Source organism: Longicatena sp. (assembly GCF_982403165.1).
Window position 1 is genome coordinate 1 of record NZ_CEVYEL010000055.1, and the last position, 15,398, is coordinate 15,398.

Below are 15,398 nucleotides of genomic sequence, written 5' to 3' on the forward strand. Positions count from 1 at the left end.
TAACTACGCCCCGAGGGATTTTCACCCTAGATATGTGGCATGCCCGCCACACAATAAAAAAGTGGCAATTGCCACTCTTCATTGCTTATGCGATATAAGGCAGTATCCTTACATGCGCGTTCATAAAGGATTATGAGAATCAGATTTTCCTATCTTTTAGCTTCTGTTTCTTAATAGTCTATTCCAGTACCCCTAATTCTTCTTTTCCATCTTCATCCTCAATCTGCTTGTCCAATTTCTTCATTTCATGAGAGATAAAACCGAATACAACAATACCACTTGTTATATCGGCTATCGGACCGGCATATAAAATACCATTTAAACCAAAGATCATAGGTAAGATTAAAATTAAAGGGATCAATAAGATCAATTGCCGCATCATCGATAAGACACTCGCCTTTAATGGCTGCCCGGTTGCCTGAAAATAGCTTGTCGCTGTTATCTGGAACCCTGCACAAAAGATTCCCATCATAAAGATACGCATACAGCGGATAGCAAATTCGGTAAATGTCGCATTGCCACTGCCAAATAAAGATAATATGATATGAGGAATGGTAATGCATAACAACCAGCCAACAATGGAAGTAATTGTCGCAATACCAGCCGCACGCTTATAAGTACTTTTAATGCGCTTTGGTTGATTTGCGCCTTTATTAAATCCCAAAATGGGTTGCGCACCAATACCAATGCCCACACAAATAGCAGTAATGATCATCGAAACCTTTAAGACAATGCCCATAGCACTTAATGCCACATCTCCACCGGTCGATGTCATATCACCATAATATACCAAAGAGTTATTCATGACAACCTGCATAATTGTCGCTGCTGTCTGTGTAATACAACTAGAGATTCCTAATGCGAAAATCGCTTTACAGATGGATGATTTTAACTTCATATGATCAAAGCGTAAACGCATATGACCTTTTTTCAAGAAATAATATAGTAAGATGACAGCACCAATGATTTGTGATGTTATGGTCGCAATCGCAGCACCTTTTACTCCCCAATGCAAGACAAAAATATAAAATGGATCGAGCATCGTGTTTAAAATAGCACCTGCCAGCATACTATACATGGCGACATTAGGACTGCCATCCGTTCTTGCCATATTGGATAATCCGATACCTAACAAATTAAACGTAGATCCTAACAAAATAATGCTTGCATAGTCTTTCGAATAGGCCATATTTTTCGGTGTTGCGCCAAATAAGTTTAATATAGGTTCTAAGAAGACTAAACCAATTACAGTAATCAAAAGACCGATGACCAACAGCATCAAAAATTCATTTCCCAATGTATTTTCGGCTTCGTCTTCTTTCTTTTCCCCTAATTTGATTGCCGCATAAGCACTACCACCGGCTCCCAACATCGTGCCTATTGCCAAAAGAATTGTCATCAAAGGAAATGTGACCGTTGTTGCGGCATTTCCCAGATAACCAACACCTTGCCCGATGAAAATTTGATCAACAATATTATATAATGCATTCACCAGCATACTGATGACACTGGGAATAGCAAAACGCATTAACAGCCGTCCAATCGGCTGATACCCTAATGGATTTCTTGTTTTTGGATGTACATGTTGTTCCATAGATTCCCTCCTTATTTCTTTTTAACGAAAGCAGCTGCATTCGCTGCTACTCTTCCCATGAGGCGCGCTGTAACTTCGCATTCTTCATCACTTAACCCATCTGTGATGATCGCATGCCAATCAGCAAGCACTTGATTGATCATCTCAACAATGGCCTCACCTTTTTTTGTCACATACAGTTTCGTGATACGACGATCATGTTCATCACTGCGTCGCAATACGTAACCCTGCTCCTCTAATTTTTTTACTGCTCTGGCCGTCGTTCCTTTATCATAATGATCTTGATATGCAAGCTCATATTGATTAATCCCCGGATGACGATAGATATGTAATAGAAAAAACTGCTGTCCACAGCCAATATGATAGGGTGCCAGTTGTTCATCGAAATAAATCTGACTTAGCCGATATACCATGGAAGAATATTTACTAATAGCAGGCATTTCATCACCTCTTAACTTACCGTTGCATAAACAACTATTGTATTATACCGTATGAAAGTTGCATACGCAACCATAAAATGTAAGATTTTTTGACGATGTCTTGCTTCAGTAAAGTCATATATATTTTCATCAGTAAATGAAAAAAGCTGCCAACATCTTTGCTTCCGATGTATGCGCAGCCTTTCATCACATTTTATTTTTTATCATGCAGTTTTCCATCAGCATAGTATTTTCCTTGGAAATCATCCTTCATATATTTATAGTCTTCTACTCTTATTAATTGTTCATCGTAAAGGGCACATTTACCATGCAGACAAGCTGCATAATATTCACTCTCCCCATCTTTGCCTTTCACAACCAAAATGTCATCATATACCTCATCCATGACTTGACGATATGCAAGGTCATAAAAATGCCAACCGTCTTTAAGCTTCACAATGCGATAATTACTTTTATTGTTACGATAATCTTTAACTTCTAGCAATTCTTCATCACCCTGCATCAAAATCTTTTTACCTTCTTTTTCTTCGACATAAATGATAAAGCCTAAATCATATATATTTTCATCAAAACTAGAATGAACAATATTGCTATACTCCTTCATTCTATCTTTTTCCTCTTTTGCTTGGTAATTCATAGCAGTCATAATGCTAAACAATACGGCCACTGCAATGATATATGGTAATTTAGATGGAGTCTGTACTTTTCTGCTTTTCGACAAGTACTGATGCAATTGAAAGACAGCTTTCTTTACGTCTTGCTCAGGTGGGATACCTTGCGCTGCTTTGTTTTGGATAGACAGTAAATAGGATGATAATTTTAATTGTCTATCCATAAGATCTTTGATAGATTGACGATATCGTTTCTTTGGTAAGATATACTCTGATAAGCGTTTTAAGAATTGCCCATTTGTCCTAGCTTCTAAAAAGGCATTCGTACTTAAAAAGGTTATCCATACCGCTGTATCGTTTCGTTTAGTTGATTCACTCAGCATTATCCATCGCTCCAACACCGTATCTTCAACAGGTCTTTGTTTACTCATCAAATCAGAGAAATCAACTATGTCAAAACATTTTCCACTTATATGAGCAAGCACTTCACTTTCCTTTGGCAAGGAAAGCTGCTCTTGCATCATCTGTTGTACCTCGCTTTGAAGTGGCTTTGGACGATCCAATGTCTTCCATAAGAGTTCATGGAATTTAGCTTCTTGTTTCACCAGCTGAAAACTTACTGTCTTAAAAAAAGCTTGCCAGCTGGATGGCTGTGTTCGCAGCGGACTTTGGTCGAGTGCTGCCCAATCCATCAATACGAGATGCAAAAGTGCATAGAAATACTTTTCTTTTATGGACAGCAAAACAGCAGTCGGTGTCTTTAGCTCCATCATCGTCTGCCTTTTTAATTGTTCATCAAAGGCTTCGATAGGAACGCTTGTTTCTATTCTTTTAAATTGATAGAGTGAAAGACGCAAGCGTAGAAGAAGCGCTGTATCGCATGAAAATACGCAATTGTCTTTATGATATGGTATTAATTCCTCTAACGCTTCGAATAAATAGTCTTCAAAACCTTTATACTCTTGAAAAAATTGTTCCCATTCATTGTATGTGGCTTGTGTTTCATAGAGCTGTTTCCACTTTTCAACAAAGTTATTTTGTATATACTGCAATACATCAAAAACATCTTTGTACGCTTCTTCATCATCATTCGCATGAACTTCCTCTTTTTCAAAAGCAAATAACCTTTCATAGATGCTATGCATATCTTCATGTTCCGCTTGATTGTTACTTTCTGCAGATTGCGACATAGCGCTTTGTTTGGCTATTTTTAGGGCGCTTTCATAAGCTTGGCGTATCGTTTGATACATTTCGGGGTCATCTTCAGGATGATATTGTCTCACCATTTTACTATAGGCTTTTTTAATGGCTTTTAGATCTGTTGTTTCTGTGATTGCTAAAATTTCCCAACAAGATTTCATACTTCATTCCCCCTATGCTTGAAAATAACGAGGAATCGTCGTTGTATCCCCATCCCCTTCTATGCTATCCAGGCGTCGGCTGACTTCATGATAAGCATGATCAATCGCACGTTCATTCTGACTTTCCAATACCTGTTCAAAATAGCGCATCAGATCTGCTACCATTTGACGTTCTTCTTTTACAAGTTCTAAAAACATTCGTTCACCACGTGCCAGTAATAAGCGATTACGTTCTTTATCACGTGGATGTATCTTCAACTCCTTTAATGCTTGGAGCTTTTGCTTAATTTCTGCCTCACTCATACGATTATTTTTCGATAAGATCATCTTATGAAAACTTTGCCGGGTAGAAATTACAAAGGCATCCACCTCTAAAATGCCATTTATATCATAAGTTAGACGAACCTTTACGATTTCCTTACCTTTTTTATTGGGTGGTACCTTAACTTCTAAATTGCCTAATAACAGATTATCTTCTGCATGGTAATGTTCTCCCTGATAAATTTCAAAATCAATGACTTCTTGTTGATCATGTATAGTCGTATACAAAGATTCCCGACTACATGGCAATACACTGTTACGTTCAATCAAAGGACTCATAATTGCATCCTTCAGCCCGTCGGGATATATAGCAGTGCCTAAAGTGAAGGGACAGATATCACTAAGGAGCATATCTTTGATTTCTTGATTGCGTTCTTTAATACCGGCTGCTGTTCCACATCCATAAGCAATCGCCTTATCCGGATCCAAGTGCATAGTTACGGTATGCTTAGTCAGATATTCTATATAATGCTGAACGACTGGCATCTTACAAGAGCCCCCGACAAGGATGATATCATCAATATCTCCAATATCATCACCAGCATCCTTTAATGCTTGTTTTAAGGGACCTTCCATCCGTGTTAAGATGCTATTACCCAACAGAATCAGCTGCTGATTTGTAAGTTTCATACTCAAAAGCGTATCATGGATGCGTACTTTCATGTTCACCTCATCCTGTTCACTCAGTTTACGTTTGCATATTTCTGCCTGCTTCATTAACATCGCTTTTTCCTGGACACTGATATCTGTAGCATACAGACCATGTTCCCTTAAAAAGGCTTCAGCGATCACGGTGTTAAAATCTTCCCCACCTAAATGATTATCGCCGGCAACCGCAGCTATTTCAATCACATTATCAAAAGCATCTACAACGGAAATATCTAAAGTACCACCACCAAAATCGATAATGAGAAAAGTTTTGTCTTCCCCATCATCATGAATATGCTGTGCTAACGCAGCAGCACTTGGCTCATTGATAATTCGTTCCACTTTTACTTGCGCCAATGCCCCTGCTGTCTTTGTCGCCCAACGCTGATCATCGTTAAAATATGCCGGCACACTGATAATGACCTCTTCGATGTCTTCCTGCAAATACATTTTTGCATCTTCAATCAGTTGGCGTAGGATAAAAGAACTTAACTCTTCAGGTTTAAATGTCTTATTACCTAACGTATATTGCTTGGCTGTACCCATGTCCCGCTTAAACGCAGCAACACTGTCTTGGGGATGGGTAATCAGACGTTCCTTTGCTAATCGTCCTACTAAGATTTCATCATCCTTTACACTGACGACACTTGGTGTTATATATTCCCCTAATGCATTTGGGATCAATTCTGCTTTGTTATTTCGCCAAACACAGGCCAATGAATTGGTTGTACCTAAATCTATTCCAATAATTGCCATATAAAATCTTCCTCTCTTAACTACGAAGGCGTGTATCCATTTGCTTTTTTATTTTATCATACCCTTTGCACATGAGTAAAATTTTCACATTTTCTTATCGCATGTTTATGGCATTACTCTATCATAATCACTTCCATCTTATGAGCCTTTGCCCGACGATTTGATATCGCGTTGTAAAAACCTCTTCTATGAACTTACGATCATGTGATACCGCAAGGATACAGCCTTTAAATTCCTTTAAGATCTGACGAAGAAGCGGATTTGTAAGTGGTGATAAATTGCGGGTCGGCTCATCTAACAGTAAGACATTGCAATTGGTTTTAATGAAGCGTAAAAGATACACTTTTGCTTTTTGTCCTTCACTTAATTCCATGAGGGAATGTATCATTTCATCACTCGTAAATTTCATTCTTCCTAGTAATTCTCTGGCTCTGGTAACATCCTTTTGATCACCTTCTTCCAAGAGAAATTGAATAGGTGTCTCATGTTCTTGAAAACATTGTGCGTATGCTTGCGGCATATACCCAACCTTAAGATCATCGCGCAGCTTGATTTCTTCATAAAGTCTTTTCAATAATAAACTTTTTCCACAGCCATTGCGTCCTGTAATTACCACTTTTGCTTGCCCCTTTATCAATAAATCAACATCTTGTAACAGTATTCTTTCTTGTATGCGCAATTCCTTTAGCTGATACTGCATAACTATTTTCGCAGCCGGTAAAGGTGTTGCTTCAAAATAGACATCAATGGCTTCTTCTACTGTATCCACCTTATGAACCCCATCTCTTTCATGACGGTTTTCCAGTGCCTTGATATTTTTCATTTTCTTTTTCAATAATTGCCCCATGGATGGGTTGCGCACCGTATCATTCAATGCATCATGTACCGCATTACGCATATCGTTCAATTTGATCATCTTTTTTTGATATTCCAACTGTTCTTTCGAAGCTAAGGCGGCTTCTTTATTTAATTTCATTGCTCTGCTGTTAACATACTCTTGATAGGTACCACGATAGATCGTATGCACACATTTTGTTTTCTTATTTCGCTGTTCCAGATGGATGATGACATTGGCCGCATGTTCCAATAATGTTTCATCGTGTGATATAAAAATAACCGGTATTGTCTGTTGAACGATGAATTGTTCCAACCATTCCAGTGTTTCAATGTCCAAATCATTGGTCGGCTCATCGAAAAGTAATAGCTCCGGATGACTGGCTAGCAACTTTATCAGTTGAAGTTTAACCTTTTCTCCACCGCTTAACGTTTTGATTTTTTGTTCTGATGTCAAACAGGTGGCATCCAGATGTACCTGATGACATAATTGTTCAAATTCTTTTAGGCGATTATAGTCTTCTGCTTCTATGATATCCGCAACATCATTTTTTAAAACATATTCATATACATAGCTTTCCTGCCATTTGTCATTTAACTGTTGTTCAAAATAGCCGATATGTTTCATGTCTGTAATAATCGTTCCACTTACCTCTGCATAGTCTTCTATTTGTTTTGTATTATAAATTGCTTTTAATAAGGTTGATTTTCCATTTCCCTCTTCACCGATAATTCCTACCTTATCTTCATTTCCCAGGGAATAATTAAATTTATCAAGTAATATATGATTCTTTTGATCTTTTATTGTAACATCTTTTAGAATAAGCAATGGACATACCTCCTTTTGACACAAAAGAAAAGAACGTCAGACGTTCTTTGTGTGATTGTTCATCAGGATAAGTGATCATACGATAATGACACGACAAAAACGATTCTGTTTACGGATTCATTTTTAAGTTTCATTATCGATTGTACATCCTATCACTCCTTCATCTTGCTTTTTATGATAGCGTAAATAAAAATGAATGTCAACTTATAAAAAACCATGTATGGGGCATGATAAAGGATAACGAGGTGAGAGCATGAACGATTCTTATTGGATCAACAAACAAAAACAACAGCTCCAATTTCCGCAAGTCACAAAGGAATTGGATACGAATATTGTCATTATCGGTGGTGGTTTATGTGGGTTAAGCAGCGCTTATTATCTTTCTAGAGCAAAAGAAGACATCATTGTTTTAGAGGCTGAGGAAATTGGTCGTGGAGCCAGCGGGCGCAATACGGGAAAGGTCACATCGCAGCATGGCTTAATCTATCGTCATTTATTAGAAAGCTATGACAAACATTTTGCGCGATTATACTATCATGCAAATGAAGAAGCAATCACTTCCATCGAAGAAATCATTCAGGAGCATGGGATTGATTGCGATTTTCATCGTTGTGATACGATGCTATATACAAATGATGATGTACAAATTGCCCAGTTGCAAGATGAATATCAAGTGTATTTGGATCTGCATATTCCTTGTACCTATGTGGAAAAACAAACAACGCCTTTTGCGATGAAAGCTGGACTTATCATGCATTATCAGGCAGTGTATGATCCTTATGCATATGCTTGCGGTTTGGCTAAGGTGCTTCGTGATGCAGGCGTTTCACTTTATGAGCATTCTCCCGTGAGTGACTTGCAAGAAGAAGCAGATGGCAGTTATACACTGCTTTGTAACAATCAACGTATTCATGCTAAAAAAGTCATTCTTGCCACGCAGTTTCCTATATTGGATCATGGACATTTCTACTTCGCCCGCATGCGCTGTGATCAAGAAACAATTTTACTTTGTGACTATCATGGAGAAGACTGTACGGCATTATCAATCGATACCCCGATGCGTTCCTGGAACTCCATCAGAGATGGCATTTTAATCGGAGGAAACAGCGGTAAAAGCGGTCAGCAGGATAGCAGCGATTTGCAGGAAATGCTCAAAGAAGCTGCCCAAAGTTCTAGCATTGGTGATGTAAAAGCCGGTTGGAGCAATTCAGATTATATCTCTTTTGACCATATCCCCTTCATTGGTAAATTAGATAAGCATAATGAAAACTTGTTATTTGCCAGCGGTTTTTCTAAATGGGGCAATACCAGTGCAAATATCGCCGGAAAGCTTTTATGTGCACATGCACTAGGTAAACGCAGCCAATATCGCGTAATATTTACACCACAACGGATGTCGGATATCTTCTCCCTACCTTTTGTAAAGGAAAATCTAAACGTTGCCTATGAATTTATTAAAGGTAAATTTAAACATCCCGATGACCAATATCCTGATATCGGTGAAGGGAAACTAGTGCAGATTGATGATCATACTTATGGTGTATATCGTGATGAGGAAGAAATTCTGCATATCGTCGATGTGACTTGTCCGCATTTAGGTTGTGTTTGCCATTTTAACGCCATGGATAAGACCTGGGATTGTCCATGTCATGGTTCTCGTTTTTCCTATACCGGTGAATTGATCAAAGGACCGGCTACCTATCGTCTACATCGTTACGGCGAAGGATTCAATGAGATTGATCCGCATATTATTGATTGATCTTTTAAAATTACTCCTTCATAAAGACATAAGAAAACACCCTTTAAGAAGACTGCTGTTTTGCGAACAGGTAAGCGAAGGGTGTTTTTCTTATATTTTCTACATAACGATACAACGACTGTATTTTATTATCAATTTTTCATAACTTTTTTAACAGCCAGAAACCACTGAGTACTGCCAATCCTTCTGCCAGCGTAATCGTAAACCAAATGCCATTCATCCCAAATAGATGGACCATGATAAATAATGATATGATCACAAAGACAAATCCTTTCAAAAGAGCCAAAATAGTAGCAGCACGGCTACATTCAATGGCTTGCAAATAATATAGAATCATGGTGATGATGGCCGTAAAAAACAAGCTTGTAAAATAAAAGCGAATGCCATCCCCGGCACTGGCAATAAGCTGCATATCTCCATCACTGAAAATGGCAGCCACAGTGTTAGGAAAAAGGAGAAAAAGGATGTATAAAAGTAACGCAAAAAGAGAGCTGGCAATTAAGGATATATGAAATGCCTGCTGGGTCCGCTTTTTTTGTCTTGCCCCATAATTCGTCGATATAATTGGCTGTGCGGCCTGGGCAAAGCCATTTAATAACCCTTTGGTAACATAAGCGATATTGGTGACGATGGCATAAGCAGCTAAGAATAGCTGATCTGCCTCTTGGACAATAACATAATTAAAAATGAGCACTACGCTTCCGGCACTGATTTCCAACACACCGCTACCGGCTCCATTCATCAGCATACGTTTCCATACTTCAATAGAAAAGATATTCTTACAAAAGTGCACCGTATTTTGCTTAAAGAAAAAATGTGGCAACATAAACAATAAACTTAATACGGCTGATAAAGCAGTCGCAATGGAAGCACCAAAAAGCCCCATGCCAAAGACCATGACCAAAAGATAATCTAAGATGATATTCGTAATATTGCCACATAAGGTAGCCTGCATGGCAAGCTTGGGGGCATGATCATTACGTAATAAGATACTGCCGGCATAATTAATGACAAAAAACATGGCACAAGCATTGATTGGACGCATATATTCCATAACATGTGGCAAAAGCTCTTGACTGCTTCCTAACATGTAGGCAAAAGGTTGAGCAAATATCGTCCCAAAAACCGCAATAAACAATCCTATTACACTCATGCCCAACACACTGCAAGTAAATGCCTGATTTCTTTCTTGCATATGTCCTGTTCCTTCCGCAATGGACATGATCGTAGCTCCCCCAACTCCAAATGTTAAGCCGATAGCAGAATATAGTGTAAACAATGGCATAGCGATATTCAATGCCGCTAAACCGGTACTGCCGGCACCTTTGGAAATAAAGAAGACATCTGCCAGGCAATACAAGGAATTGCTCGCCATCGCAATCAGCGTAGGGAAAAGATAATGCAGATATAGCCGATGCACACGATCATTCAATAGCCGATTTGAAGATACCTTAGTCGACATGAACCTGTTCCTTCACTTTCCGCAAAACACGTCGTGTCTTATGCGCATCTTCTATCGTAAAGACAATAAGTGCCGAAGTGATACCAAGCTTTTGATACGCCTTCCATTCTGCGATATGATCATAGGCATCCTCACTCAATAAATGTATACGACAGTGTACATCACTTAAAATCGGATAGCGATGCCCTTTCAAATCCTTCAGATTATAGCGTGTTGCTTTTCGACATAAACCACACTGTTTCTTACCATCATCCTTTAGACATGCCTGTATCGGGCAATATTCACTCAGCATCAATTCCACATGACCATATAGTTGTACAGCAAAATTGCCTGTTCTATGATAACACTTTTGAAATGCCGTGGTTAATTCCTGTATGGTATCCGGGGTATGTTCCACTGATAAGGTAAGAATGTCCACACCGTTTGCAAAGGCAAAAGCAGCGCTATAAGAATTTGTGATATTCAAAGAAGTATCTCCGGCATGAGCTTGAGCAAAACTTAATCCTGCCGTTTCTTGAATTAAAGTATGAGGTTGTGTATAAGCATCTTTTTTTACGCGCTCTTCACGTAAATAGACTGTTTCATTGGCTTGTCGTAAAGTTTGATATAAGCTGACATCCGCTATGTAAATAGAAGAAAAACCTTCTTCACGACATACTTCATATTGTTCTTTTGTATGTACGACAATCATGACTTCACGCATTGATGGCAAAGCGATAACCTTTGCTTTTTCTTCTGCAAAACGTCGAACACCATTTCGTACTTCACGCAGTTTCTGCAATTGCTCCAATGCCTTTCTGCGCATGCGATTCAATTCCTTAATAGGCAAAATGCCATCACTTGTAACATCACTCATATCACAGCAGCTGATAGCAAATGGCGTATCCTTTGTTTTTTGTAGTTGTGCCAGGATGCGTTCCTTAGATAAAGGGGTTTTCATTGCTTTTTCACATGGCATATCGGAAAAGACTTCCACTTGATGCTGTTGCTCATCTTTAACGATCAATTTTGCTTTTTTCTGAAGCTGCATGGAAAAGGATGCTTGAATGGGAATGGTACGTGAACGCTGCTCATAGGATGCTCGCAAAGCTTCCAGCTGTTGACAATCACTCGTCTTTAACAATATACTGCCTTTTTCCACATAACCGGTTTTATCCAATTGAATGCGTTCATTCTTTTTTGCGTGATTCACTAATAAGCCATTTTGATACATACGATTGACACGAAAGCCCTCATCCCCTTTGGCTTTCAAAATACGCACACCATCTCCTTGATGTAAATCATCTACCAATTTTACGGTCATCTTATCTTTGCTGATCTGTTCAATGATACCTGCACGCACGCCCATATGATTGGGACGCAGCGGATTCATTAACGCACTTCCAACCTGGTGAAAGAGATGTCCGCTGGTAAAGCCACGATGAAACACTTTTTCCATTTCCTGTTTCATAGCAGCATCTACATGAAACGTTTCCTTACGAGTATACGCATCTATTGCTTTACGATATAAGGCACACATTAAGGCTACATATTCTGGACGCTTCATTCTGCCTTCAATCTTAAAGGATGCTATCCCTGCCTCAATTAAGGTTGGTACTTGTTCTAAGGTATTTAAATCCTTTGGGCTTAACAAATACTGCCCTTTGGTCGTGATTTCTTTGTGTAAACCATGATGATCTTCTTCCAATGTATATTGCATTCGACAGGATTGGGCACATTCTCCTCGATTTCCACTGCGTGCCAAAGTCAGAGAAGACATCAGACACTGCCCGGAATACGATACACATAAAGCCCCTTGTACAAACACTTCCAAATCTACGCCAAGTTTTGCATATTCGCGAATTTCTTCAATCGTTGTTTCTCTTGGAACAACCACTCTGGCTGCCCCCATTTTCTGTAACATCGCAATGCCTTGCGGATTATGAATATGCATCTGTGTAGATGCATGTAACTCCATATCCGGAAATCGCTCATGCAGCAAGGTAAATAAGCCGACATCCTGAATGATCAAAGCATCGACATCCATATCCTGCAAACGTTTTACATACGCTATGACTTCTTCCATTTCCTTCTCATAAAGCAGTGTATTCACGGTTACATATACCCGCACACCATATACATGTGCATATTTAACTGCCGTTTCCATCTGCGTATCATCAAAATTATGCGCAAATGCTCTTGCGCCAAACATAGTTCCTCCTAAATATACTGCATCACAACCATTTTGAACGGCTGCCTGCAATGCCTCAAAGCTTCCTGCCGGAGCTAATAATTCCACATTAGTTCTCACTTCTTTTCACCTGCCGTTTCGTTTTAAAAACTGAGCGCATGATTGTTGAAACCATTAAGATACCTAACACCAAAACGCCTGCAATACTAATCGTATCTAAGCCAATATTTAATGCCTCATCTACATGTCCCTGGATCGCCTGTAACATCATGCGATACATACCACCACCGGGTACCAAAGGAATTAAGGCGCAAATGATAAAGGTCGTGACCGGTGTCTTACAGATACGTGCTAAGATTTCTGAATAAAGTGAAAAAGCGATAGATCCCAAAAACATCGCCATCATTTCACTACAGCCATACTGCATGGACAATTGATACACAACACCGCCAATACTGCCGCCAATACCAGCTAGTAATAATTTATTTCCTTTGATATTAAATAACACCCCAAATCCTAAGCTGGCAAGAAAACTGGAAATCATCACACTGCCCAGATTCAGCATATCAGACACCTCCTTGTACCATGAAAATACTTAAGATAAAACCGATGCCTACCGCAATGGCAATCGCCACTAAAAATGCTTCACAGGCTCTGGCAACTCCGGATAAATAATCACCGGCAACCGTATCCCGTATGGCGTTGGTGATTGCCAGTCCCGGCACTAATAACATAATGCTGGAAATAATCATAATATCAACATCCGTATTCGCTAACAACTTATGCAGACCTAATGCAACCATCGCCGCAAAAGCCGCTCCAATCGCATTAATGAAAAAATTATTTAAATCTCGCTGTTCCATAAACCACGTAATTGCTTTAATAATCAAACCGATGAAAAAGGCACAGCCTGCCTCTAACATACTGCCTTGAAAGAAGATGGCAAAACCTCCTGCACTAAGCGCACTGAATAGTAAGGTCATCCCAAATGAATAACGCTCTTTTCGACCAATTTCCTGCAATTGTTGATTCAATTCTTCTAAAGAAAAAGCAGTTTCACTCGCTCTTCTTGACAATGCATTGATACGGTCAATGCAATTTAGATCGACCCCTCTTGAATGTACGCGCATGATTTTTGTCGAAGTCTTACCATCCACCGTGATTGACAACATGATACCGGTTGGCGTAACAAAACTTTCCGCATCCTGTACCTCATGAAAACTGTGGCATAGGCGGACCATGGTTTCTTCCACCCGATAGATTTCCGCTCCACTCTCAATTAATAATTTACCGGCATATCCTACGACATTCAGCAGTTGATCACTCTTCATTCTTTCACTTCTTTCTTTCCTTAAACAGTATATCGAAATGGGGTCAAAAAAGAAACCTTTTTTCTTTGAATTTTCAATTACGTCTGCTTATATATATGCGTAAGTTTGACTGCTACATGAACGAATAGAAAAAGATTACGATAAATTATTGGTAATTTTTGGCCTTTTTCATTATAATGTTAGTTATATGCAGGAGGTGATACCATGCGGCAAGTCATGCTTATTGTCAATCCAAAAGCCGGTAAAGGAAATGCCAAAGCAAATTTATTTACCTTATGCAATGCATTTTGTGCTATGGAAGATGAAGTCAAGGTATTTGTGACACAGTATGGTAACCATGCACGCCAATTGGTTGAAGAAAAGGCCGAACAATTTGATTTACTGTTATGCTGTGGAGGAGATGGCACATGGAATGAAGTTATCAGCGGTCTAATGAAGGTGGCACAAAAACCGGCAGTCGCTTATCTTCCAACGGGAACCGTTAATGATTTTGCCTCAACACTGAAATTAGCAAAAAGTCCTGGTAAGCTGATGGAACATCTGGCAACACCAACGCCTTTTGCTTGTGATATCGGTCAGTTCAACAAACGCTATTTCACCTATGTTGCCGCCTTTGGTCTGTTCACCGAAATCTCCTATTCGACACCTCAAGGAAGTAAAAACACCTTTGGCAAGGCTGCTTATTTTTTGGAAGGCATTAAGCAGCTGACCCATATCCCACGTTATCATATAGTTTTAGAAACAAAAGATATGCGTATTGAGGAGGATTGTATCTTTGGCTGTATAACCAATTCACGTTATGTGGCAGGCTTTACTTCTATCACCGGGGAACATGCCAAATTAGATGATGGTTTATTTGAAGTACTTTTACTGCGCGTACCGAATAATCTATTAGATGTGCAAAATATTATAACGGCCTTATTAAAACGCGAAGTAAATACTACCTGGATGCATTTTCTGACAACTTCTGCTTTGACGATTACTTGTGATCAAGCAATACCATGGACCTTAGATGGAGAAGATGGAGGAAGCGTGCATTGTGCCAAGATCCAAAATCATCATAAAGCGATTACCATACTGCTATAACACGATGCAGAGAAATAACAGAATTCTTTCCATTGATCATGATGATAAAGATAAGCAATTTTTTACGCTTTTATCACACCATTCATAATATCAAATATTCCCCATACAAACGTAAAAGTATGCTAAAACACTTAACCTTATCAAATCGAGTAGGGTGAAATAAATCACCCTCTCACACCACCGTACGTACGGTTCC

At 39.1% G+C, this 15,398-nt stretch carries 11 protein-coding genes; 2 read left to right on the plus strand and 9 right to left on the minus strand.

What is annotated here, in order from left to right; all coding sequences use genetic code 11:
* Window positions 1–178 precede the first annotated feature (178 nt).
* From AC1VS3_RS10645 to AC1VS3_RS10665, 5 genes are all read right to left on the minus strand, one after another.
* Window positions 179–1,594, minus strand: a complete 1,416-nt coding sequence (locus AC1VS3_RS10645; protein WP_008689763.1) for an MATE family efflux transporter — start codon at window positions 1,592–1,594, stop codon at window positions 179–181.
* An 11-nt stretch (window positions 1,595–1,605) separates the two neighbouring features.
* A complete protein-coding gene (locus AC1VS3_RS10650; RefSeq protein ID WP_008689766.1) occupies window positions 1,606–2,034 on the minus strand; it encodes a MarR family winged helix-turn-helix transcriptional regulator in 429 nt (142 codons plus the stop codon).
* Window positions 2,035–2,227: 193 nt separating this feature from the next.
* Window positions 2,228–4,006 carry a DnaJ domain-containing protein gene (locus tag AC1VS3_RS10655; RefSeq protein WP_481275644.1) on the minus strand — a complete coding sequence of 593 codons (1,779 nt, stop codon included), beginning with the start codon at window positions 4,004–4,006 and terminating at the stop codon, window positions 2,228–2,230.
* Between the two features lie 12 nt (window positions 4,007–4,018).
* Window positions 4,019–5,731, minus strand: coding sequence for a molecular chaperone HscC (locus tag AC1VS3_RS10660; protein ID WP_008689770.1), 1,713 nt, complete (start codon window positions 5,729–5,731; stop codon window positions 4,019–4,021).
* Window positions 5,732–5,858: 127 nt separating this feature from the next.
* Complete coding sequence (locus AC1VS3_RS10665; protein ID WP_008689772.1) at window positions 5,859–7,394, minus strand: ATP-binding cassette domain-containing protein; 1,536 nt, start codon at window positions 7,392–7,394, stop codon at window positions 5,859–5,861.
* Between the two features lie 253 nt (window positions 7,395–7,647).
* Here AC1VS3_RS10665 and AC1VS3_RS10670 point away from each other — a divergent pair, with 253 nt between their 5' ends.
* Window positions 7,648–9,153, plus strand: a complete 1,506-nt coding sequence (locus AC1VS3_RS10670; protein ID WP_008689774.1) for an FAD-dependent oxidoreductase — start codon at window positions 7,648–7,650, stop codon at window positions 9,151–9,153.
* A 139-nt stretch (window positions 9,154–9,292) separates the two neighbouring features.
* On the opposite strand, the gene AC1VS3_RS10675 is transcribed toward AC1VS3_RS10670, so the two are convergent.
* The 4 genes from AC1VS3_RS10675 to AC1VS3_RS10690 are packed head-to-tail and all read right to left on the minus strand — an operon-like array spanning window position 9,293 to window position 14,116.
* Window positions 9,293–10,615, minus strand: a complete 1,323-nt coding sequence (locus AC1VS3_RS10675) for an MATE family efflux transporter (RefSeq protein WP_008689775.1) — start codon at window positions 10,613–10,615, stop codon at window positions 9,293–9,295.
* Complete coding sequence (locus tag AC1VS3_RS10680) at window positions 10,605–12,905, minus strand: U32 family peptidase (protein ID WP_481275645.1); 2,301 nt, start codon at window positions 12,903–12,905, stop codon at window positions 10,605–10,607. Before AC1VS3_RS10680 ends, AC1VS3_RS10675 begins: the two co-directional genes overlap by 11 nt.
* Window positions 12,895–13,350: a threonine/serine exporter family protein gene (locus AC1VS3_RS10685; RefSeq protein WP_008689777.1), complete on the minus strand. Its 456-nt coding sequence runs from the start codon at window positions 13,348–13,350 to the stop codon at window positions 12,895–12,897. The genes AC1VS3_RS10680 and AC1VS3_RS10685 overlap by 11 nt, the downstream gene beginning before the upstream one ends.
* Before the next feature lies 1 nt (window position 13,351).
* A complete protein-coding gene (locus AC1VS3_RS10690) occupies window positions 13,352–14,116 on the minus strand; it encodes a threonine/serine exporter family protein (protein ID WP_119957647.1) in 765 nt (254 codons plus the stop codon).
* Between the two features lie 204 nt (window positions 14,117–14,320).
* Here AC1VS3_RS10690 and AC1VS3_RS10695 point away from each other — a divergent pair, with 204 nt between their 5' ends.
* The gene (locus AC1VS3_RS10695) at window positions 14,321–15,202 is read left to right on the plus strand and encodes a diacylglycerol/lipid kinase family protein (protein ID WP_008689779.1); all 882 of its coding nucleotides are present in this window, start codon (window positions 14,321–14,323) and stop codon (window positions 15,200–15,202) included.
* The last annotated feature ends 196 nt before the right edge of the window (window positions 15,203–15,398 follow it).

What these genes read in the sequence shown, in the direction of transcription:
- AC1VS3_RS10685 (WP_008689777.1), bottom strand. Translation starts at nt 13,350, where the DNA reads ATGCTGAATCTGGGCAGTGTGATGATTTCCAGTTTTCTTGCCAGCTTA.
- AC1VS3_RS10655 (WP_481275644.1), bottom strand. Translation starts at nt 4,006, where the DNA reads ATGAAATCTTGTTGGGAAATTTTAGCAATCACAGAAACAACAGATCTA.
- AC1VS3_RS10660 (WP_008689770.1), bottom strand. Translation starts at nt 5,731, where the DNA reads ATGGCAATTATTGGAATAGATTTAGGTACAACCAATTCATTGGCCTGT.
- AC1VS3_RS10675 (WP_008689775.1), bottom strand. Translation starts at nt 10,615, where the DNA reads ATGTCGACTAAGGTATCTTCAAATCGGCTATTGAATGATCGTGTGCAT.
- AC1VS3_RS10650 (WP_008689766.1), bottom strand. Translation starts at nt 2,034, where the DNA reads ATGCCTGCTATTAGTAAATATTCTTCCATGGTATATCGGCTAAGTCAG.
- AC1VS3_RS10645 (WP_008689763.1), bottom strand. Translation starts at nt 1,594, where the DNA reads ATGGAACAACATGTACATCCAAAAACAAGAAATCCATTAGGGTATCAG.
- AC1VS3_RS10690 (WP_119957647.1), bottom strand. Translation starts at nt 14,116, where the DNA reads ATGAAGAGTGATCAACTGCTGAATGTCGTAGGATATGCCGGTAAATTA.
- AC1VS3_RS10670 (WP_008689774.1), top strand. Translation starts at nt 7,648, where the DNA reads ATGAACGATTCTTATTGGATCAACAAACAAAAACAACAGCTCCAATTT.
- AC1VS3_RS10695 (WP_008689779.1), top strand. Translation starts at nt 14,321, where the DNA reads ATGCGGCAAGTCATGCTTATTGTCAATCCAAAAGCCGGTAAAGGAAAT.